Below are 22,540 nucleotides of genomic sequence, written 5' to 3' on the forward strand. Positions count from 1 at the left end.
CGCCGTGCTCATCCGTGCTCCGCTTCTCCGGTGGCCACGAAGGCCAAGTGCTCGTCCATCTGCCGCGCGAGGTCGCGCGGCATGCTGGCGAGGGTGTTCACGAAGGGGTCGCCGGGTGCGGGGACGGGGAGTGCCCGACATCCGGTGCGCAGCCTATCGGCGAGGCGCTCCTCTTCCTGGGTGAGGGCGTCCATGAAGGACTCGTCGAGCTGCAGGGCCGTGCCTGAGGTGAGCAGGGTGCGGAGGCGATCGATCGGATCGCGAGACGCCCATTCGTCGTTCTCCGATCCGCTGCGGTAGCGCAGGTCGTCGTCCGAGGTAGTGTGCGGGTTGCGGCGGTAGGTAACGGCCTCGATCAGGGTGGGACCGTTGCCGGCGCGTGCGTTGGCCAACGCTTGATGGGTGGCGGCGTGGCAGGCGATTACGTCATTTCCGTCGACGCGGACGCCGGGGAAGCCGAAGCCGCGGGAGCGCTCGGCGGCTGGGATCCGGCTCTGGACCGAGAAGGGAGCTGAGATCGCCCACTGGTTGTTCTGGCAGAAGAACACGACGGGCAGGTTCTGCGCGGCCGCCCAGACGAAGGCCTCGTTGGTCTCACCCTCGCTGAGCGCCCCGTCGCCGAGGAACACCAGCACCGCGCGGTCACGGGTCGGGTCGCCTGTGCCCACGTCACCGTCGCGGAGGATACCCATGGCGTATCCGACCGCGTGTAGGGTCTGGGCTCCGATCACGAGCGAATAAAGGTTGAAATTGCGCTCGTGAGGGTCCCAGCCGCCCATCGTAGTGCCGCGGAACAAGCCCAGCAGTTGCACCGGGTCGACGCCAAAGCACCATGCGACGGCGTGCTCGCGGTAGGTGGGGAAGACTACATCCTGGGGCCTCAGCGCGGACCCGGCGCCAACCTGTGCGCCCTCCTGACCGAGCATCGAGGGCCACAGGCCGAGCTCGCCCTGGCGTTGTAGCGCGATCGCTTCGGTGTCGATGCGGCGCGCCAGCACCATGTCGCGGTATGCCGCCCGCAGATTCAGTGCGGCCTCGCCGGTGGGCACACGGTCGTCGGTTCGCAAAATGCCCGCGCTGTCGAGTACCGACCACGGCCCGGTGGCTGGCGGCTGGTTCGTCACGGTGTTGGGCTCCTTCGTCGATGGGCCATGAGAATCCTTCGCAATCGGGGACCGCGACCGACGGCCACCACCAGTCGACATCACTACACCGCGGGCACATCGAAGTAGGTGCGACGTTCCACGATGAGCTCATTCCTGAACTCGAAGAAGTCAGAGAACCCGATCGACACCGACGTCCCATCCTTGAGGTTGCCGGTGAACACGCCTTGTACGGCGACCCTCTCGCCGGAGCAGATCATGCTGTTGATTCGATGGGCCCCTGTAGCGATCACGCGTTCTTGGCGGTAGAAGTTGAGAATGCTTTCTCGACCGACGAGTGACCGATAGCCCGGTCGGCTGTACACGGCGTCCTCCGCAAAGAGACTCGCAACGTCGGTGGCGCCTCGGCTATCCACGATCTCGTAGTAGGTCGTGGCCAGCGTCTTGGAACCCGTCATGACGCGAAGACTTTGTGCCCAATGGGCCGCTTCGAGAGCCGCGCCTGCTCAAGCAGTTCTCTCGCTTCCGCATGTGCGGCGCTCACGGGCGTGATCGAATTGCGTCTTGCCCGTTCGAGGAGCCGTTCCACCCGCTGGCCGATAGCAAATACGGCAGCGGTCGTGGTGAGGTGGTCCCAGCCCTCGGCCAAAGCATGAACGTGAATGACACCTCCAGAGTTGGCCACAAAATCTGGGACGAACAGGATTCCCCGCTCCGCCAGAAGCTCCGCATCGCTCGCAGCATTGAGAGTGTCATTGGCGCCACCGGCAACGACCTTGCACTGCAGACGTGGGATGTTCTCCTCGTTGAGCACCCGTGCTATCGCGCATGGTGCGAAGACGTCGCAGTCATGGTCGATCACGGCATCAGGTGTCACAGCCGTGCCGCCCAACTCCCGCGCAAGATCCTGCGCTCGCGCAGGATCCACGTCGGAGACGTCCACGTGTGCGCCCGCGGCTTTCAGCTGGCGCGCCAGGGAGGCTCCAACATGTCCTACGCCCTGGACCAGAACGCTGATGCCCTCCAGACTCGACGCTGCTAGGTGGACGCGAGCGGCACCTTCAATCGCCGCGAAGACTCCGAGAGCAGTCCACGGCGAGGGATCCTCATCGGCACACCGAGTGCTAGCGCCGACCGCTGCCATGGCACGCATGTCGGCTGGATTGGTTCCCATGTCAACGCCAGGCACGTAGCACCCGCCGAGGTCGGCAACGAATTCACCGAATCTCGTGATGAGTTGGGCCCTGTTGTCAGCTTCGCTGCTCGAGATGATGACAGACTTGCCCCCGCCATATGGGATACCGGCCAGAGCGTTCTTCAGCGTCATCGCCGCGGCCAAACGCTGGGCCTCTTCGATGGCGCTGCCGAGAGACCGATACTCCTTCATCCGAACACCACCGAAGCCCGGCCCAAGAGTGGTGTCATCGATCGCGATCACCGCTCTCAAGCCGATGCGATCGTCTATACAGATGACGGTTCGCTCGGCCGTCAGTTCTTTCGGGGGATCATCAAGTCGCATTTGGTGTGCCTCCAGCACGTCAACGGCCCGTCCCGGCCGCGAATTCTCGAACCTGTTTGATGCGTCTAGTGAGCAGAAAGTCCTGCACGCATGGTTGCTTCCGATGCTTGACGGCGGACGTGCTGCGTTTCGTCCTCATTCACAAGGTCGCCGTCGATCGCAACCCCGTAGACAGCGCGCGCGTGCTGGGTCGATACCTTGCCATCCAGCACGTCCTCCAAGACCGCCCCTGGATCACGCTCGTAGGGATCGCCGAAACCTCCGCCCCCGGCGGTGGCATGCCAGAGCACAGTCCCTCCGGGGATCAGTTCGAACGGTTTGGTGTCCAGTATTCGTTCCGCAGCCGAGCCCGGGTTGAGAACGTTGACGGAGGTAGACCCGGGGTGACCACCCTCCAGGCCATAGGGCGACGAGAACTTGCGGTCGGACCGGATCTGCATGGTGGCCTCAGGGCAGAGGAGCGTGAGCTGGCGTCCTACGGCGAGTCCGCCACGGTAAGTACCCGCACCCCCGGTGTCGGGTACGTACTCGTAGGAGTTGACGCGCACATGTCCCGATTGCTCCAGCTCTTCGACTGGGATGTTGGCCATGTTGGCCCCGAGCGGACTAATGCCGTCGTTGCCGTCGCCCGATCGGGTTGCTCCCCATGAGCCCATGAAGAAGTCCCAGAGGATTACTTGTGAGCCGTCGCGTTCCGTGACCCCGAAGGCCACGGAGCCGGGCCCGCCGTCGCCGGCTGCCGGCACCCGATCGGGCATCGCTGTCGCCAGTGCTCCGAGTACAAGGTCGACCAGGCGATAGGCAACCAGCCCGCGAGCCCCCCTGGCCGAGGGCCGATTCGCATTGAGGATGGACCCGTCAGGAATGGTGAACATAAACGGTCGATAGAAGCCACTATTGGCAGGGATGTCAGATCCGAGGGCGCCTTGCAGGGCGGCGTAGGAGCCGGATCGAGTGAATGAGCTCGTGGCATTGAGCGCGGACGCTACTTGCGGCGAGGAACCCGTGTAGTCAAAGTGGATACTCGTCCCCTCAATAGTGATGCGGACCTTGAGTGGGATCGGGCCACCACCGACGCCGTCCTCGTCGATCTGATCACTGAACTCGTAAACACCATCGGTCACGCGTGACAACGCGTCCCTGACTAGGGCTTCGGAGTAGTCGAGCAGCTGCTCGCACAGCTCGTCGAACTTCGTTCGCCCGTACCTCAGTGCGAGTGCCTGCATGCCGGCGGCTCCCGAATGGCAGGCCGAGAGCTGCGCGTCAAGGTCACCGGTGAAGAGCTCAGGCTCGCGCACGTTGCGACGGATCACGCTATAGAGCGCTTCGTTCATGATGCCCCCAGCGACGATGCGCAGGGGGGGAATTTGAATTCCCTCGGCAAAGATGCTCGTGGACTGCGAAGCCATGGAACCGGGCGACCACCCCCCCACGTCGCTGTGATTGACAACGGTGACGGCGTACCCCAACAGGGCGTTCTCGTAGAACACTGGGGCTAGCACGAAGATGTCCGGCAGGTGCATCCCTCCCTTGCTCGGGTCATTCAGGATGAAGACGTCGCCTTCTGTCATGTCGTCGCCGAATTCGTCCAGGACAGCACTCAATGCGTCTGGAATGGATCCCAGATGGACGGGACAGGTGTTCGCCTGTGCCAGCGTGCGACCTTGGCTGTCGCACAAGGCCGCGGAGAAGTCCATGCTCGTGGCGACGATCTGGGAGTGCGCTGTGCGTAGGATGGTGATGGCGAGCTCGTCCGCGAGACCCGAGATCGCATTTCGGAAGACCTCGAAGGTAGCCGGGTCCTTGATCATCTGCTGCGTCATGCTGATGGCTCCTGTCCCTCGCCCCACGTAATGACCAGGTTGTTCAGTTCGTCCAGGGCAACGGTGGCGCCTGGAGGGACCAATGTCGTGGCGTCCATGTCCTCGATGATCAAGGGGCCTAAAGTTCCGGTACGAGAGAGATGACCCCGGCGCATTACTGGCGTCTCGTAGACCCGGTCGAACTGACACGGTCTCGTTCGTACTGCATCCGGCTCGTCGAGAGCCGAGGACAGCACGCTCGCCATGGCGACGGCGTTCTCAACGAAGCCTCGCACTCTCAGGTTGACCACTTCGACGAGGTCGTCGCCGCCGCGACGCCCGTACGTCTTCTCATGTTCGGCATGGAATGCCCGTACGGAATCCGCAAGCGTCCGAGCGCTGATCGGGCCGCCGGCAACGGGGATCCTCAATTCGAACCTCTGACCGCGATACCGCATGTCGAAGAATCGCTCGACGTCGGTATTGGCGCCCTCTGCCGGGAGGCGGTCACGAACCACGGCCTCGAGCTCGATGAATGCCCGTTCGATGTCAGCCGCGTTCGAGAAACTCACACCCCAAGAGCGCGCAGCCTGGTACTCGGTGTCTGCGACCAACAGTCCGAGACTGCTGAAAAGGCCGGTATGTCTTGGTACCAACACCCGTCGCACACCCAGTTCACGCGCAAGGCTCGCCGCATAAAGCGGCCCGGCCCCACCGAAAGCGACGATAGTGGCCTCGCGGGGATCACGTCCGCGCTCGCTGGTAACGGCCTTGACAGCCGAGGTCATGTTCGACACAGCGATGTCGTACGCGCCCCGGGCGACATCAACCACCTCAGTGTCGATTGCCTCGCCAACCTGTCGCAGAGCCTCACCTGCTAGGCCGCGATCGATGGCAACTCGGCCCCCGGCGATGGCTTCTGGGTTGATGTAGCCGAGCACGACGTTGGCATCAGTCAGTGTTGGGAGTTGCCCGCCTCGCCCGTAGCAGGCCGGTCCCGGCGAGGAGCCTGCGCTTTCAGGGCCGACGTGCATGACGCCGGCCGCATCGGCGCTGATGATGCTTCCACCACCCGCGCCGACCTCGGCGATGTCGATCGATGGGACACGGATTGTGTACCCGGCGCCCTTGCCCATGGAGCGAGTGATGTTCATCCCGGCGCCGACTTCGTAGTCACTCGCGACGAACGGGGTGCCATTCTCAATCAGCGATGCCTTCGCCGTCGTTCCACCCATATCGAATGCGATCACGTTGTCGAGGCCCATGATCCGCGCCAGCTTCTGTACGGCGATCACCCCAGCCGCCGGCCCGGACTCGATGATCTGTACGGGGCTCTCGACCACGCTGGCAGCATCGAGAAGTCCTCCCGATGATTGCATGATCGAGAAGGGCGCGTTGATCCCTTCCGTGATCAGATCCGACTCGAGGTCGTTCACATACTTGCGAACGACAGAGCCGACATAGGAGTTCACAACGACGGTGCTCGTTCGCTCGAACTCGCCCTGTTCAGGCGAAATGTCCACGGAGGCACTCACGTACACGTCAGGCAGCAGGCGCCGCAGCTCGCCGGCCACGAGTCGCTCCTCGTCCGGGAGAACGTGGGAGTTGATAAGGCACACAGCCACGGCTTCGATGCAGTCCTCCTGCATTCGCTTGGCCAGTTGCCCGAGTTCAGCCAAATCGATCGGCGTCAGAACCCGGCCCTCATGGTCAATGCGTTGGGCAAGCTCGTGGCGGTCACGGCGTCGCACCAAAGGTGTGGGCTTCCGCCACGACAGGTCGTAGAGCAGCGGCCGACGAAGGCGGCCCAGTTCCAGGACATCTCTGAAGCCCTTCGTCGTGATGAGAGCGGTCTTGCCGCCTCTCCGTTCCAGAATGGCGTTCGTCGCCACCGTTGTGGCGTGCAGCACGGCCGTCACATTGTTGGGATCCGCACTCGCTTCCGAGAGCGAATCAAGTACCCCTGAGATGACTCCCTTCCCGAAGTTTGGGGGGGTGGACAGGACCTTCATAGGAGTCAGTCCGCCGTCATCCCTCAGTAGGAGCACATCCGTAAAAGTTCCGCCGATGTCGGCGGCCACGAGGTACGAGTCCTCGGCACCAGCAGTTGCGGGGCCGGCGGTTTCGTCAGTCATGAGGCTCCAAAGTGACGTGATCGAGTGGCGAAGAGGGAGCGGGTGCGTAGCCCGTTGTCCCGTTAGTACATGTTGCGGCAGGTCTAAGATATTGTCAACACGTCGTTGAGATATCTCGGTGGTTGGGGGGACACAGACTGCCTCTCCGCCGCCGAGGGCCACAGGACCGCGATAAGGGCGACCGAGGCGTCTCCTATTGCGGGCACCGTGGTACCTCGACTTCGCCGGGCCCAGGACGACGGGACTCGCGACCGACTGACACTCACAAGGAGCGCTCGTAAGTGCTGCCTCGTTCGCCGCTCGAGGGCCCTATCGGCATTCCCCGCCTCCGAACGGGATGGGCTCTCCTCTGGCCCGATCCAAAGCTCTCGTCCAACTCGGCACCCGGCATGTCGGGGACCAACAGCCTGGGGGCGACCACCGCACTGTCGCAGGCAGACCTAAGACCCCCCGGGACGTTTCTTGGCGTCCGCAGACTCAATTTTTAGGCCGATACCTGGCTAGGCGCTGAAGCGAGAGCCTCGCAGGTCAACGAGTTTTCCCACTCGCCATCGTCAGGATGGCTTTGCGTGGGTACTGCGGTGTACCAACGTTGTTGGGATGACCACATGCCTTGCCGGATCCCCATTGAGTGTCTCGAGCAGCAGATCCGTCGATGCGTGCGCGAGTGCGCCGAGATCACACCGAATGGTTGTGAGATCAATCAGACCCCAGGACGCCATACTGATGTCGTCGAAACCCACTATGGTCAAATTGTCTGGCACCCGTATTCGAAGTTGGTCCGCAGCCGCGAGGGCTCCGATCGCCAGTACGTCGTTGCCGCATACGAGGGCGGTCGGGCGTCGCGGCCCGCTCAACAGGTCAAGAGCCGCCGTCATACCGGCCGCATAGGTGTAGTCCACGCGTCGCACGTGCTCACGCCGGATGTGCGCGCCCGTCTGCCGCAGGCCAGTCCTTATACCCAGGCTCCGCTGGCGGCCAGTGGAGAACTGAGTGGGACCTTGGATCGCTCCCACTTGACGATGACCGAGATCGCCGATGAAGCGGCCGAGAGCGCGGCTCCCTCCAAAGTTGTCGAAGCTGCAGCTGCTCGAGTTCGGTAGATCCATCGTGCGATTCACCAGGACGTGAGGCACACCCGCCTCGTCCAGATCTCTGCTGAGGGTGGATCGGCGCGACACCGTACAAAGGAGCGCTCCGTCATAGGACCCGTCTGACAGAGTGGCCAACATCCACGAATCCGCCTGCCGATCCGTTATCAGGACCATCTGATACCCGCGGCTGCTGAGGTGTTGTCGCAAGGGTTCAACAAGCTCTGGATAGAACGGATTGGTCAACTCCTCGACCACCACGGCAATTCGTCGCGTCTTGCGAGTGGCTAGCGTGCGACCCGAGGCGCTGGGGACATACGCGAGTTCGTCTGCAGCGGCCCGAACTCGCTGACGCACCTCGACGGAAGTGCCCGGCAGGTTTCTAAGTGCCCGGGATACGGTGGGCTGCGAGACGCCCGCGAGGCGGGCGACATCGTGACCAGTTACTCGCACCACAGCGGCACCTCCTATTGCAAGGTATACGTATGCAACGCAGACTCACAAGTGTCATTCAAAGAGGTGGACTAGAGAGAAGGCGGCCGTGGAGTATCTGAAGAGACCAGCGCAAGAACAGCCTCAAGGGTCTGGAGCGACTTCCGTCGCGCAAGCTGTCGCGGACATCATCGCGGACATCCGTGAGCGTGGCGACGAAGCTGTGCGTGCTTACTCCGAGCGCTTTGACAACTGGAGTCCCGAGTCCTTCAGGCTTGAGCGGGACCAGGTGGAAGAGTTGGTCGCATCAGTCCCGCGGCAGACGATCGACGACATCATCGCTGTCCAAGCGCGGGTCCGGCGTTTCGCCCAGTTCCAGAGAGAGTCTTTGAAGGACTTCGAAGTCGAAACGGAACCCGGCGTCCTGCTCGGTCAGCGGAACCTGCCCGTGGCAGCTGCCGGGGCGTATGTCCCCGGTGGACGGTATCCCCTCGTTGCTTCGGCCCATATGACAATCGTGACCGCGAAGGTTGCTGGCGTTCCGCACGTCACTGCTTGCACCCCTCCGTTGCGCGGAGAGATTCCCGCCGCCACTGTCGCGGCCATGCACTTGGCAGGTGCAGACGACATTTTCATCCTGGGCGGCACTCAGGCCATCGCGGCCATGGCCATCGGCACTCAGCACATTCAGAAGGTCGACATGCTGGCGGGCCCAGGAAACGCATATGTTGCGGAAGCAAAGCGGCAACTCTTCGGAGAAGTGGGCATTGATCTCTTCGCGGGTCCGACCGAGACACTAGTTATCGCCGACGAAACGGCCGACCCGTTCGTTGTGGCGGTGGATCTCCTTTCGCAGGCCGAGCACGGACCTGACTCGCCAGCGGTCCTCATCACGACGTCAACGGACGTTGCCGAGCGTGCCCTGTCATTCGTCGACACCATTCTGGAGACAATGCCCACTCGTGACTATGCACTCCCCGCTTGGAGAGATCATGGCGCGGTCATTGTGGTACCGACACTGAAGGACGCGTACGCCCTCGCCGACGATTACGCGTCTGAGCACGTTCAGATTCTGACGTCCAAGCCTCGAGAAGCGCTTGAATCGATGAACAATTACGGTGCGATGTTCTTGGGCGAGGGAACCTGTGTCTCCTACGGCGACAAGGTCATCGGAACCAACCACACCCTGCCAACTCGCGGCGCTGCTCGCTACACGGGCGGACTCTGGGTCGGCAAGTATCTGAGGACAGTCACGTATCAGGAAGTACTCGATCGCGGCGTGAGCGCTGAGCTCGGACGGCTGTGCGGCAGAGCGTCCCGCGTTGAGTTCTTCGAGGGTCACGCGCGATCTGGCGATGTGCGTGCCCACAAGTACGCCGGTGATGAGCTTCCCTGGGCACCTGTCCAGTGACACCAACAAAAGGAATGCAGACCCCCGCAGGCCAGACGGCCCTGATCACGGGAGCGGGCGATGGGCTTGGCCGAGCCATTGCGCGCCGGCTAAACGAGGCCGGAATGCGAGTAGTCCTGGTAGGCCGGACGATGGAGAAGCTCGAGGAATCAGCTTCCTCGATGGAAGGGAGCGTCCGCGTGGAGCGTTGCGACACGTCTGATCCCGGATCGGTGGAGGAACTCGCCGCGCAACTTGGCCAGGAGAAAATTTCCGTCCTCGTCAACAACGCTGGAGTGGCCGGTCCAGTGTCCCCCTTGGTCGACATCGACCCCACGGCGTGGGACGAAGTGTTCGCAGTCAATGTCCGGGGGGTCTTCCTGATGTGCAAGTCGTTCATTCCACCGATGGTCGCCCGTGGGCACGGTCAAGTGATCAACCTCGCGTCCGTCAGCGGAAAGAGGCCGTTGGCCAACAGAACCCCTTACACGGCGTCAAAGATGGCTGTTATCGGACTGACGGCCACGCTCGCATTTGAAGTTGGGCCTCTTGGAGTGATGGTCAATTCATTGTCTCCGGGGCCCGTGGACGGCCCACGCATGAAGCGAAACTTCACGCTCGAGGCTGAGCGCTCTGGGCAAACAATCGAAGAGGTCGCGAAGAGCTTCACCTCCCGCGCCGCCCTAGGCAGGATGGTTACCGAGCAAGAGGTGGCCGAAGCCGCGCTTGCCATGCTGAGCATGTCCGGCCTGTGTGGAGCAGACGTTGATCTCTCAGCAGGAATGGTTGCTCGGTAGCAAACAGACCCCAAGTGAGTCGCGGCACCTTGCCTCGCAACCGTGTCAATCGAGCGTCTTGGCACACCAGTCCGCCGGTCTGTCATACTAGACCCGTGATTCTGCCTGCGATCCTCGCCCGCCCAGCCGCGCTCGCCAACCAGACCGAGACGGTGTACTGGACGATCAAGCGGCGCATCATCGAAATGGATCTGCCACCAGGGGGACAGTTCACTGAGTCAACGTTGGCGAACCAATTCGGGACGAGCAAGACCCCCGTCCGAGAGGCTCTCGTTAGGTTGCATCGAGATGGGCTTGTCCAAGCCGTCCCTCGCTCTGGGTACCTGGTGACGCCGATAACCCTGCGCTCCACGCGTGAGCTCGGCGAGTTCAGATCCATCCTCCAACCGAAGGCCGCTGAGATGGCGGCTTTGGGCGGTCTTCCCGCAGAGAGCATTGCACGCTTGCGTGAACTGGCTGAAGGCCCCCTATCCCAGCCGTTCGGATCCGAAGATGAGCTTGAGAGATACCTTCGCGCCCACTTCGAGTTCGACTCGATCATCATCAATGGCGCTGGAAACTCGCGACTCGCCGCGGTCGCGGTCGCGGTGCTTGACGACTTGGAAAGAGTCATGAGGTTGGTCTTGCGACTCATCCCCTGGTCGACCACTCGAGTCGCGGAGCGCGGAGCAATCGTTGACGCGATCGAAAGGCGAGATCCGGAGGCAGCCTTCACTGCAATGCAGACTCGAACGGCGAATTCCCTCACGGAGAATATGTCCGTTCTGATGAACAGTGCCGACATTAGCGATGCGACGATCAGTCTCCCCGCGGAGCAAGCACTCTAGGAGGGATTACGCCCAAGGAGAAGCGCATAGTCATAGGCGGACTCGTCGCCGCGGCGATCTGAACGCGCATCGCAGCGGCCGTCCCTGTCAGGAGATCAACCGACGTCGAGCGACCTGGCAAAGTGGCAGGCGGCTCGGTGCCGTCGCTGTGTTGCGTTGATTGCTGGATCCATCTCCTCGCAAATTGAGCGATCATCGAACGCGATGGGACCGACAGGGCAGCGGCGGTGGAAGCGACAACCAGACGGCGGATCTCGCGGGTCCGTCGGTTCTCCGATGGCCCGGAACCCTTCGCGCTTGTTCCCAGGGATAGCCGCGAGCAGCGCTCGCGTGTACGGATGCTGGGGGTCAGCAAAAAGGCTACTGGTCTCCGCGACCTCCACCACCTGGCCGAGATACATGACCGCAGTGAGGTCGCACACCCGTCTGACGACCGCGAGGTCGTGAGAGATGAAGAGGCCGGCAAACTCAATCTCGTCCTGCACTTGGAGCAGGGTCCGCAAGATTTCGGCTTGGATGGATACGTCGAGAGCCGCAGTCACCTCGTCGAGAACAAGGACCGACGGTCGCACGGCCAAGGCACGACCTATTGCGACGCGCTGACGCTGCCCACCAGAGAGTTCGTGCGGATAGCGACCCACCAAACGGGTGTCCAAGTGCACCAGCTGGGCTAGATCGTTGACCGCCATCGGCGCTGGAGAGAGTCGCAGTGCCTCCCTGAACATCTCGAGGACCGTCATCCGAGGATTAAGGGATGAGTATGGGTCCTGGAAGACCATCTGGATGCCATTCTTGCGACTCAGCGCATCACCCGTGATCGTGCCGGCTACGGGAGTGACAAGGCCGCTAATCGCTCGGGCGACTGTTGATTTGCCGGAGCCAGATTCGCCCACCAACCCCAGTGTGCGCCCCTTCTCGAGAACAAACGACACGTCACTGACAGCAGTGAACCGTGACTGTCTCTGCCCATACTCGACCTTCAATCCGTCAGCGACGAGTGCGCTCATCGAGATGCACCTGAACTCTCTTCGCACTTGTAGCCCAGGTCATCAACAATCAACCTTTTCCGCCGATCCACGACCGGTCCATCGATGTCTGGCACCGCCTTAAGCAAACTTCGCGTGTAAGGATGTTCGGCAGACTCCAGTTCGGCCACAGACAGTTCCTCCACGATCTCCCCGTCCCGCATAACAATGACACGGTCGCAAATCTCCCGGATCACCCCAAAGTCATGGGAAATGAAGAGTATCCCCATCTGGTGCTGAGCTTGTAGCCGGCGGAGCAGTGCGAGGACTTCGGCTTGAATGGTGACGTCCAGAGCCGTCGTCGGCTCATCGGCGATGAGTAGGGATGGCTTAGTCATGAGCCCCATCGCGATAACCACTCGCTGTCGCATGCCTCCCGACAATTGGTTCGGGTACATCCGTAGGATCCGTGGCCCGCCCGTCAGCTGCACTTCTCTCAGCGCTGCCAACGCTACCCCTCGGGCCTCTCGTTTTGACAGGCCGAGATGTAGACGCGATGCCTCCGTCATCTGACGACCCAGACGCATCGACGGCGTTAGAGCCGCCATCGGATTCTGGAAGACGGTCGCGATTTCTGTCCCTTTGAACTTGCGCACGTCTGCGTTGGATGAACCAAGTAGATTTACGCCTGCCATCTGAAGCCGGTCAGCGGTAACCGCGCCCGGAGCAGGGACCAAACCCGCTATGGCGGACGCGGTCATACTCTTCCCGCTCCCGGATTCACCTACAACGCCGACGACCTCGCCGGCATTTACGTGAAAACTGATCCCGCGGAGGACTCGTTGCTCCGCGAAGGTGACCTCGAGATTCCGCACCTGTAGCAGGGGCTGCTCCCGATCCCCAGGCCATACTTCACTTTCGACGCTTGTTCGTGCTGGACCGTACGTCGGCGTAGCAGACTCGGACTCAGAGGCGACGGCGGGGCGGCCCATGCTTGAGGTCCATCGCCGTGGGTCCATGCTACGCGCCCCACTTTCGCCGATGAAGGCGAACATGATTCCGACGAGGGTGATTGCGCCTGCGGGTCCCATGATCACAACCGGGTCGGTGAAGATTCGATCGAGGTACTCCGCGAGGAGACTTCCCCAGTCGTAGCCGGGCGGTCGGACGCCCAGGCCTAGGAAGCTCAGTGCCGAAAGCGCGACCATCGCGTCGCCTACCCCAGTGGTTGTCTGGATCCACAGGGGGCCGGAAACGTTGGGTATGATGTGTCGCCGCAGGCGGCGTCCTCGGCTTAGGCCCAGTAGCCTTGTTACGTGTATGTAGTCCGACTCGACGACCGAACTGGCGAGATTGAGCATGGTTCGCGCATAGAGAGGGACGAAGGCTAATCCGACTGCGATGACGGCGCTTGCGGTTGTTCGGTATAGAGCGCTGACGAAGAGTGCGACGACGATGGGGGGGAAGGCCAGCCACAAGTTGAGACAAGCCGTGACCACTGTGCGCGTCCGCCCTCCCGTCATCGCGGCAATCAAACCGATTGCATACCCGACCACTGCGGAGAATGCGATGGCGAGCGTCGAGAGGACGATTGTTAGTCGCGTAGCAGCGATTAGGCGCGCGAGTACGTCCCGACCGAGATCGTCTGTGCCCAGAAGGTGGTGTGCGCTCGGACCTTGCCGAGCGGCGATCGGGTCGAAACGGTTAGCTGCTTCGCCGGCCACAAGGGGTCCGGCTACGGCGGCAACCACGATGATGAGCACGAAAAGCGCCGCGAGTTGCCCAGACCTGGTCGAAAGGACTGCCTTCAAAGGACTTCTTGCCGGCGGAGAATTCGTTGAAGTCATCGTGAAACCCTCAATCGTGGATTCAAGGCGACCAGAATTAGGTCAACGACGGTGTTCACGAGCAAGACGCCGATGCCAACCAAGATGATTGTCGCTTGCAGGACGGGGTAGTCGCGCGTGTCGGTCGCACTGACCAGTGCCGTTCCGAGACCCGGCCACTGGAACACGTTCTCGACGATGACGCTTCCTCCCAGCATGTAGCCGAACCAGACGCCGCCTATCGTCAGGGCCCCGGTGATGACGTTTGGCAGGACGTGTCGAAAGTAGATGGACACGGGCGGCAATTGTTTGCTGCGCGCAGTTTTGACGTATTCACTTTGGAGCGCGCTAAGCGCTTCGACCCTGACGATGCGTGACAGGATCGCAACGGCGGGCACCGAGAGGGCCGCGACTGGGAGAACCAGGCCGCTGGGGGAGCCAGGGTCGGAGACCGGAAAGATCGGGAATCTGACAGACAGAAGTGCCACTAAGCCCATGGCCAGGACATAGGACGGGATTGCTGAGAGCAGACCGGTAAGCGTCGTGAAGATGGACGCGAGAGACGACCGCGATTCATTTTTGGTTGCTGCCGCCATGACCAGGCCAATCACGACACTAAGGATCGCTGTGACAAGGACGCTGCAGGCAGCAAGCTCGGCGGTTTTCAATGTTCGATCCGCCAGGATCGAGCTCACGGACTGCCCCGTGAAGGAGTCGCCGAACCTGAGGGTGAAGACACCACCCAGTAAGTCTCGGTACCGCTCCAGTATGGGGTGGTTCAGACCAAGAGCTTGCCGGGCTCTTGTGACGTCAACTTGCGATGCTCCGGGGCCCAGCAATCTTGCCACCGGGTCCCCAGGCATTGCTTGCACCAAGATAAAGGCCCCGGTCGCAAGCAAAAGGACTCCCCCGACGAGTCTGGCCAGCAACTTGCTGACCAGACTCGCCATCGTGCGAAACGACATTCGGTTGCCTCAGTGGACGCGTAGCGACGCGGGATCGATGTACTGGCGGTACGGCTTGACCGTGACTCCCTCTCGGGTGACCACCTTCGTGGCGTCGTAGTAGAGCGGGACCATCGAAACCCCTTCGTTGATCGCCTGCTGAGCCTCTGCCCACACCGCGCAGGAGTCTTCGGGATTCATGTTAAAGGCCTGCTTGGCGAGCGCTGCGTATTTGTCATTCTTCATGTACCCAGCGTTCGGAGACTTGGGGGACGTGAGGAACGGCGCGATCACTCCGGGATTGTAGACACCAGTCCAAGCACCGACCCAAATGTCGTAGTCGCCCTCCATTCGACGATCCAGGCCCGTCTTCTGGTCCACGTTCTCCATGTTGACCTTGATCCCGAGATCCGTCCATGCCTTCAGTGCGTAGTCTCCGATGGGCTTGTTGGGTGCCGCGGCCCCTGTGACCAACACGTTGAGAGCGAGCTTGCGGCCGTCCTTGGTCCAACCATCTCCGCTCCGCGTCCATCCCGCTTGCTCGAGGTACTTGGTCGCGGCAGACGTGTCGTACGGAAGCAGTCCATTCGAACTGATGGAAGATTGACAAGATGCCTGCGGCAGCGCAGTGCTGTTGTGCGTCTGATCCGGGGATCCGGTCGCGATCTGACTCATGCCCTTGGCGTCAAGTGACGACGCAAGAGCCCTTCGAACATTGATGTCCTGCGCCGGATTTGCGGCCTTCAGAAAGTTGAACTGAAGATAGGTGGCGGAAGAAGGTACATTCATGATTTTGAACTTGTCGGTCTGGAATCGGTCCGTCGCTCCCTGGGAGTTGAAGAAGCCGACCGCAATGTTTCCGCTTAGCATCAGGTTCGCCGCCGTAGTCTCGTTGTCGATCACCCGCACCTCGAGCGAGCTTGGGGAGCCGGCGCCACCAGAAGTCTCGCCATTCGGGCCCCATGAATAGCCACTGCGAGACTTAAATTGGTAGGACTGGCCGGGCTGCGCCTTGGTGAGGACAAACGGACCAGTCCCGAAGCTGTTGGTGGCAAGCTGACTGGGATTGTCTAGGCCCTTCTGGCAGATGATCCCGGGATAGAAGGCCAGGTTCGACAGCAACGGGCTGAAYGGCTCCGGCAGGTCGAGCGTAACCGTGTTCTCGGCCTTGTCTGTGCTGACCTTGTAATCAACTGATCCGATAAATGCGCCGGTCAGAGGGATCTTCGCGTTTGGATCCTTGAGGCGCTCGAAGTTCGCGGCGACAGTTTCAGCTGTCAGTTTGGCGCCGTCCGCGCATGTGATCCCGTCGCGGATCTTGAACGTGGCCTGAGTCGGGGTGACGTGCCATGACTCAGCGAGTTCCGAAACGACCTTTCCATCCTGCTCTGCCACCAACGTGTCGTATGCGAGGCGCATCATGGGCCGTCCCCAGGCACCGGTGCTGGCCTGAGGGTCCAAGGAACCCGGGTCTGTCGGGACCTGGATAACGAGAGATGAACTCTTGTTACCGGCGCCCGATCCACTGCCACCGCATGCGCTGACAGTTAGCAGGACAACTGCCATCAAGAGCAGCGTGACTCGCTTCATGTTCTCTCCTCGTAGATATGTGTGAACGGGGCCCTGTCGGCTTGGGCGCCTCATGCCCTGCAGCACCGAGATTTGAGTACGCTAGCATGCAGGTTTGGTATCTCGCTAGAGGCATTTGAGATCTTATAGCTCGCACTCTGTGGGTTAGCTGATCAACCGACCCAGGCGGGGACGCGTTCGGCCGGTTGCATGCCAGGCCCGTACCCGTCTACCAGCCACTCTCGTCGGCAGGGGCCGTTCTTAGGGCTGCACAAGCAAGCGCATCTCAGGGAAGCGCGTTCGCGGCGAGCAGCCACCGACCCGGTCAGCGCCGAGAGACGGCGCTTCCGGCCAAGAATTGGAACTGGGTTGTCGAAAGTCCGTGCATCTCGGCCGCTTCGACGAGCGAGATGGCAGATTCGCCGCGACCTCCGACGAGCGCCAAGGCATCGCCGACGGACGCGCTGGACTTGAGCCCAGACAAGTCGACCAAGGAGTTGAGCAACGTTCGGGCGATGACAGGAGCCCGCTCGCCCTGCGTGACAACAGATTCGCTGGCTGATGGGCGAGGAGACAGGCCATCTAGCCACCCCAAAGGAAAGACCCCATAGGTGCCGGACGCCGGGACCATTACCCGCTCGCCGTAACCGAGTGCCAACTCCGTGGGCGCGCGTACTCGGGTGACTTGGATCAAGTGACTGCGCAATTCAGCGAGGACTGGCTTGGTCGGCACCTCGTGCGTGGAGTACAAGCCGTAGAGCAAGCTTCCGGGATCCACAGCGTCATACGGAAGGTTAGGTCGCATAAGCATCGGCGCCGAGCTCGCGACCATGCTCAATACAGGTCCCGGCAACGCATCTCGAACCTGACGTAGGAGCTCGTCGAAGCGCAAGAGGCCCGCGTCAAGCACCGTGGGCTTCGGCTTACCGAAGTGCGTGTATACCCCCACGCACGTCAGACGATCTTGTCCCTGGACGGCACGAAGGACCCGTTCCAGTTGTGGCGCCACTAGGCCGAACCGCCCGCCCCCGAAGTCCACCTCGACGAAGAATCGGCCCTCCGCCCGACTCTGCAGCAGCACTGCCAGCGACTCTTCGCTGTTTACGGTGACTATGACGCCGCTGGAGACCAAGCCCGGCAGGAGCGAGGGTGGCGCGGACGAGAAGAGAAGCACTTCCGCGTTTTGCGCGAACCTCCGTGCGAAAAGAGCCTCGGACGGCGTGCCGGCGCAGAACGAATCAATACCGGCCGCCGCCCCTAACCGCAGTGCGGTCTCGATGCCCAGCCCGTAACCCGATCCCTTGATGACCTGAAAGATGCGCGTAGAGGGCCTCAGAATCTTTCGAGCCTCATGGACGTTGTGAAGAAACGCCGAGAGGTCGGCCGTGCAGACGTTGTCGCGGTCATCGCAGGTTTGGATTGAAGACTGCTTCTGGTCAGCCTGCATTGTCATCACCGGCAACCTTGGCTGATCGTCGCCTCGGATCCCCTTCCCGGCGGCGAGGAGGCCCAAGCGGCTTCCAGCATGCTGATCACGGGTACGGTCGCGGATCAGTGATGGCGCCGTAGATCTCCGGCTGACGCACATGGAACATGTGCATGTCGGATCGCTGGCGAAACTGTCGATCGAGGTTCACGTCCACAACAAGCACGCCCTCTTCGTCGAAGGGCAACTGAGCGACGACCTCGCCATCTGGCGCGATCGCACGCGTCCCACCAACGTAGCCCCGCTCTGGATTGGAGCCGATCCCACTCACCATCAGGTACCAAGACATGTTCTCGACGGCTCTAGCCCACATCATGTGCTTCCAGTAGGCCTGGAAACCGTCGGCCGCGGCAGCGAGATTCAGCAGGTAGCTAGCGCCCATCAGCGTCTGGGCGCGAGCGACCTCCGGGAACGAGATGTCGTAGCAAATGTGCAGACCCACGGGGCCGTCCTTGGTCATCACCGGCGTCAGATCGCGACCTGGTGAGTACCTGGAGTGCTCGTCCGCAATGCCATTCAGGTACGGCCAGTTCGCGAGGTGTGTCTTGCGGTAGATGCCCGTAAGGCCGTCGTCGGGGTCGATGACGAGAGCAGCGTTGTACACGTCGCCAGGCATGCGATTGCCGCGCGCCACACAACCAAAAGCAATTGTCACGTTGAGTTCGCTCGCAAGTGTGATCATCTCTGCAACATGCGGATCAGACGCGTCGGGCGTCGTCGGGTACAGGGTCGCGAAGGGGCGATCCAGTGAAGTCCTCGTCTTGTCCACGACCCCGTAGCCCTGCAGAAAGACTTCCCCCAGGGCAACCAGGGTGGCGCCATCGGCGGCTGCTTGCTTAATGCCCTGGATCGCGCGCTCAAGATTCGTGTCCCTAGGGTCGAACGTGGCGGTTGCAGACTCGAAGGCTGCCTGCACAAGCCCCACGCGCACGTTGCGATCGGACTCGAACGTGGACATGGCAGTCGGGTCGCTCGGAAGCACCTGTATGTCGTCCAGCTTCCCCATTTGCACTCCTTCAGGTAGAGGCGTATGCCATCGCTCGTTTGTAATATACTAACTCGCCACTTTGATGTCGTCAACGTTAGGGGCCTTCAAATACACAGGCCGTTGCCCAAGCGACCAGTTTCTGCTCCGAACCTGCGAGACCGGAGCTGGCCGCCTCTTGTGACAGAAGCACTGACAGCAACGCGCCCACGCACAACCAGCTGGAACCGCACTTGAGGTACCAAAGGCGGCACCTTGTAGCGCTCCTACAGACCGACTGCGGCCGGCTGCCGACAGCTGAAAGGCGGAAAGTCGGCGGTTCGGCCCGGTCGCCGAAATCGGGTGACACCCACGGCTCGTCCTGATCGGTCACGGCCGACGATGGTCCGGTCCGGATGGCGTCACGACAGCCGAGGACCCTGCTCGTGCGTGACAGTCGGCTCGTACTGCGTCCATGGGTCGCACGCTTGGCGTGTGTCGTGGCCGGCAGCCCACGCTGCGAGGCCGGCGTCTACTCGAGCCAGCAGCGGCCTGCCGCGGTCCTCCGGGTGGCGAACGGCCTGCAGGGCCTCGTGCAGGTCCAGGCCAGACTGTTCGGCGTGGCGCATGCGTTCCAGCAGAGGGCGCCAGTGGTCGGCGGTCGTGGCTGCTTGGATCTGCTCGGGCCCGACTCCCGCGGCGAGCAGTAGGTTGGTGTAGCGCTGGTGGCGGCGGTGGTGCTGGATGGCGGCGCCTTCGGCGTCGAGCCGGGCAGGGCTGCCCGCCGCGACGGCCTCGTGGTCGCGGGTCTGTGTCGCTGATAGCTCGGCACCGGACGTGGCGAGGACCTTCTTGAGCACCTCTTCGGCCGGGACCGGGTCGCCGAGGTCGTGGGCGGTGTCGGTGTCGGGGTCGTGACTGGTGTCGACGTAGAGTCGGTTGGCCTCGCGGCCACGGGTGGCCATCACGTACAGCGGTTCGCGGACGGTGGCGGCGCTGACGTAAGCGTGGCAGGTGTCGACGGTACGGCCCTGGGCTCGGTGGGCGGTGGTGGCGTACCCGAGCTCGACGTGCTCGCGCACGTAGTCGGCCGGCAGCAGTGTCGCCGTCCCGGCCTTGGTGGTGCGGTGGACGGTGAGCGACCCGTCCTGATGGACGGTGGCGACCGTCCACTGGTCGCCGTTCTTGACCCACCCGCCGGTGGCGTGCAGGTCGCGCTGGTTGAGCCGGGTGACCACCACGTCCCCGGTTCCGATCGTGGTCCCGTCCGCGACCGTCACCCCAAGTTCGGCGACCTGGCCGGTGGCGACCAGGTCGGCCCGGGCGCGCGTGTTCAGCTCGGCCACGGTCTGGGCGTCGGCGGCCACCATTAGGGAGGTGCGGCCGGCTCGGGTGTCGGCCCGCCATGCTTGGTAGATGGCCTCGATCATGGTGTCACGGTCGCCGTCCTGGATGCGGCCATGGTGGAAGTAGGGGCGGGCGGCGGTGGGTTGGCCTTCGCGCAGGGCCAGGCTGGCGGCGGCTTCCCATTCGTTCCGGAACCGTCGCACGTCGACCAGCTCGGGCGCGTCCGCCCGGTCGGTGACCAGGAGCCGGAAGGCGCCGCCCGCGGCCACCGGAGACAGCTGGGCCGGGTCCCCGACCAGCAGCACCTTCGCCCCCACCTGACGGGCCTGGGCGGTGAGCCTGTCGAGTTCGAGGGTTCCTGCCATGGACGCTTCGTCGACGATGACCAGCTGGCCATGGCGCAGCCGCCACCGGTCCAGCTCCGCCCTGACCTGGCGGGCGCGTCGGGTCAGGGCGCGGGTCCGCAGTGACGGGCTGGCGCCGCGGAGCTTGCCTTGGAGGGAAGCAAGCTCGGCAAGGCGCTGGTCCTGCCTGTGCTGTTCGGTGAGCCACTTGGCGGTGTTCTCCGTCGGCACCCCGACCGCGTCCGCGAGGACCTCAGCGGCGGCCGCGGAGGGGGCGAGCCCGACCACACTCCCAGACCCGAACGCCGCCTCCCACGCGGCCCGTACACCGGCCATGGTGCTCGACTTCCCGGTCCCGGCCGCACCCACCAGCACGTCGAGGGCGCGCCCAGAGGTAACAGCACGGCATACCGCGTCGGCCTGTTCGGTGGTAAGTCGACGGCCGTCGGTTCGTCCCAGCAACGGGGCACTAGCCGCCGCGGCGGCCACCTCTGCCGGCACGAGGGGTCCGCTGGTGGCTCGGCCGGCGGCGAGGAGACGTTCCTCGGCCTGCAGCACGCCGGTGGTGGTGTAGATGGTGGCGTCCCGTGCCCGCAGACGGGTGGAACCGTCGGGACGTTGCAGCGTGGCGGGGACGCGTCCGATCTCCGGTGGGGTGAGCTGCACCGCGGCGTTCAACGCCATGGCGGTGACGCGTTCAGCCGCCTGGACGCGCTCGTGCGGGGTGGCGAACCGGACCCCGTGCAGCTGCCGCAGCGCCTCCGCCAACACGTTGGAACGGGTGAACGTCGCCCGCCTGGCGGCCACCGCGTCCACCACCACGATCGCCGCGTCCTTGAGCATCCCGTCCTCGAGGTCGGCCGCGCTCAGCGCGGGCAGGTCGCACCGGTTCGCCAGCCCTGCCACCCATCCCTGTTGTTCCCGGCCCAGGTACGGCTCCGCCCGGTGTCGCCAGCCGCGGACCAGGTCGGCCAGCGGCCGCAGCTCCTTGGCGGGCCGCGTTTGCAGGGTGGCCTGCTGGCGCAGCCGGATCACCTCGGCGGCGGTGGGTTGCCGCCCGTGGCTGGCGGCGAAGCCGGCAATGAGGTCTTGGGCGGCGGCGTTGATCGCGGTAGAGCGCTGCGAGAACTCCTCCCGCACCGCCTTGGCGACCCCGGTCACCTCCCACGTCAGAGTCGTGGAGCGCGCACGGCGCTGGGCCTCCCAACCCCACCCCAGATCGGCGGTGAGCAGGTCCATCAGGGCGCCGTTGTACAGCTCCGACAACGCGACGTTCGCCTTGAACAACGCCCGCGAGTCCAGGGTGCGCCAGCCCCCGTCCGTGGCAGCCTGGACCCGGTTCAGCACGACTACGTGGGTGTGGAGCTGCGGGTCACCCGCGCGGGAGTCCCAGTGGTCAAACCCGGCTGCGACCACACCGCGGACCGGTTCGGAGACCACCCCGCCGCGGCCGGTGCGGGTGGTGAACACCTCCCGCTCCGCATAGCCGATGACGAACTCCAACGCCTGCTGGTGCGCCGCGTAGATTCGCTTCCGGGTCGGCCCATCGGCCATCGCCCACGCCACACTTACGCTCTTCGGCGCGGAGAAGGTCAGGTCGAACCCGGCTACCGTCCGGGACGTCCGATGTCGCTTGCCTCCCGGGTCACGGCAGGTAGGGCGGTCCGCGACTGGAGCGCGCCCGAGGGGGTGCCCGCTGACCGGGTCCTGCAGCATCCCGAGCATTCGCCACAGGTGCTCTTCGGTCACGACCGACCCCGGGGCGACACCGCTTCCGCCGCCAAGCCCTGCCAGGCCCGACCCCAGGAACCACCCCGGCGGGGTTCCCGCTTGGGTGTAGTAAGCCGTCAACGGATCCGCCGTCGGACCCTCCCGATCGGCACGCGCGACCGACGACATCAGGTACCGAAACCCGGCCCCCAACGTCATCCGCCGTATTGACATCGTCACGCCAAGGCAACGACCACGAAGGGGCACCATCGGCCCACCAGCGCAGCTG

At 63.2% G+C, this 22,540-nt stretch carries 16 protein-coding genes and 2 pseudogenes; 3 read left to right on the forward strand and 15 right to left on the reverse strand.

All coding sequences use genetic code 11. The features are described from left to right. Positions 1–8: 8 nt before the first annotated feature. The 7 genes and pseudogenes from AC1DXJ_RS08685 to AC1DXJ_RS08715 all read right to left on the reverse strand — a co-directional run. A complete protein-coding gene (locus AC1DXJ_RS08685; RefSeq protein ID WP_477636845.1) occupies positions 9–1,124 on the reverse strand; it encodes a thiamine pyrophosphate-dependent enzyme in 1,116 nt (371 codons plus the stop codon). 83 nt (positions 1,125–1,207) lie between these two features. Further along, positions 1,208–1,561 (reverse strand): nuclear transport factor 2 family protein, encoded by a 354-nt coding sequence (locus AC1DXJ_RS08690; RefSeq protein WP_477623900.1) that lies wholly within the window; start codon positions 1,559–1,561, stop codon positions 1,208–1,210. Beyond that, entirely contained in the window at positions 1,558–2,622 is a 1,065-nt protein-coding gene (locus AC1DXJ_RS08695; RefSeq protein WP_477636846.1) for a Leu/Phe/Val dehydrogenase, read from the reverse strand. The genes AC1DXJ_RS08690 and AC1DXJ_RS08695 overlap by 4 nt, the downstream gene beginning before the upstream one ends. A gap of 65 nt (positions 2,623–2,687) precedes the next feature. After that, complete coding sequence (locus AC1DXJ_RS08700) at positions 2,688–4,445, reverse strand: hydantoinase B/oxoprolinase family protein (RefSeq protein ID WP_477636847.1); 1,758 nt, start codon at positions 4,443–4,445, stop codon at positions 2,688–2,690. Further along, on the reverse strand, positions 4,442–6,559 hold the full coding sequence (locus AC1DXJ_RS08705) for a hydantoinase/oxoprolinase family protein (RefSeq protein ID WP_477636848.1): 2,118 nt from the start codon (positions 6,557–6,559) through the stop codon (positions 4,442–4,444). The genes AC1DXJ_RS08700 and AC1DXJ_RS08705 overlap by 4 nt, the downstream gene beginning before the upstream one ends. Positions 6,560–7,113: 554 nt before the next feature. Next, entirely contained in the window at positions 7,114–7,911 is a 798-nt protein-coding gene (locus tag AC1DXJ_RS08710; protein ID WP_477636880.1) for a substrate-binding domain-containing protein, read from the reverse strand. Between the two features lie 57 nt (positions 7,912–7,968). Beyond that, positions 7,969–8,106: pseudogene (locus AC1DXJ_RS08715) on the reverse strand (LacI family DNA-binding transcriptional regulator); the annotation flags it as partial. 85 nt (positions 8,107–8,191) lie between these two features. Between AC1DXJ_RS08715 and hisD the strand changes: the two are divergent. From hisD to AC1DXJ_RS08730, 3 genes are all read left to right on the forward strand, one after another. Further along, entirely contained in the window at positions 8,192–9,493 is a 1,302-nt protein-coding gene (gene hisD, locus AC1DXJ_RS08720; protein WP_477623896.1) for a histidinol dehydrogenase, read from the forward strand. Between the two features lie 14 nt (positions 9,494–9,507). Continuing rightward, a complete protein-coding gene (locus AC1DXJ_RS08725; protein WP_477623895.1) occupies positions 9,508–10,269 on the forward strand; it encodes an SDR family NAD(P)-dependent oxidoreductase in 762 nt (253 codons plus the stop codon). A gap of 95 nt (positions 10,270–10,364) precedes the next feature. Continuing rightward, entirely contained in the window at positions 10,365–11,096 is a 732-nt protein-coding gene (locus tag AC1DXJ_RS08730; RefSeq protein ID WP_477623894.1) for a GntR family transcriptional regulator, read from the forward strand. Positions 11,097–11,191: 95 nt separating this feature from the next. Here the strand turns inward: AC1DXJ_RS08730 and AC1DXJ_RS08735 are convergent, their stop codons facing one another. The 8 genes and pseudogenes from AC1DXJ_RS08735 to mobF form a co-directional block, all read right to left on the reverse strand. Continuing rightward, on the reverse strand, positions 11,192–12,103 hold the full coding sequence (locus AC1DXJ_RS08735; RefSeq protein WP_477623893.1) for an ABC transporter ATP-binding protein: 912 nt from the start codon (positions 12,101–12,103) through the stop codon (positions 11,192–11,194). Next, positions 12,100–13,908: a dipeptide/oligopeptide/nickel ABC transporter permease/ATP-binding protein gene (locus tag AC1DXJ_RS08740; protein ID WP_477636849.1), complete on the reverse strand. Its 1,809-nt coding sequence runs from the start codon at positions 13,906–13,908 to the stop codon at positions 12,100–12,102. The genes AC1DXJ_RS08735 and AC1DXJ_RS08740 overlap by 4 nt, the downstream gene beginning before the upstream one ends. Then, a complete protein-coding gene (locus AC1DXJ_RS08745) occupies positions 13,905–14,582 on the reverse strand; it encodes an ABC transporter permease (RefSeq protein ID WP_477624227.1) in 678 nt (225 codons plus the stop codon). The genes AC1DXJ_RS08740 and AC1DXJ_RS08745 overlap by 4 nt, the downstream gene beginning before the upstream one ends. A gap of 39 nt (positions 14,583–14,621) precedes the next feature. Then, positions 14,622–14,852: pseudogene (locus AC1DXJ_RS08750) on the reverse strand (hypothetical protein); the annotation flags it as partial. 9 nt (positions 14,853–14,861) lie between these two features. Further along, entirely contained in the window at positions 14,862–16,421 is a 1,560-nt protein-coding gene (locus tag AC1DXJ_RS08755) for an ABC transporter substrate-binding protein (RefSeq protein WP_477636850.1), read from the reverse strand. A 304-nt stretch (positions 16,422–16,725) separates the two neighbouring features. Then, a complete protein-coding gene (locus AC1DXJ_RS08760) occupies positions 16,726–17,853 on the reverse strand; it encodes an alanine racemase (protein WP_477636851.1) in 1,128 nt (375 codons plus the stop codon). A 79-nt stretch (positions 17,854–17,932) separates the two neighbouring features. Beyond that, positions 17,933–18,892, reverse strand: a complete 960-nt coding sequence (locus tag AC1DXJ_RS08765) for a carbon-nitrogen hydrolase family protein (protein ID WP_477623889.1) — start codon at positions 18,890–18,892, stop codon at positions 17,933–17,935. A gap of 380 nt (positions 18,893–19,272) precedes the next feature. Continuing rightward, complete coding sequence (gene mobF / locus AC1DXJ_RS08770) at positions 19,273–22,521, reverse strand: MobF family relaxase (RefSeq protein ID WP_477636852.1); 3,249 nt, start codon at positions 22,519–22,521, stop codon at positions 19,273–19,275. Between the last annotated feature and the right edge of the window lie 19 nt (positions 22,522–22,540).

Source organism: Pedococcus sp. P2_D9 (genome assembly GCF_056404275.1).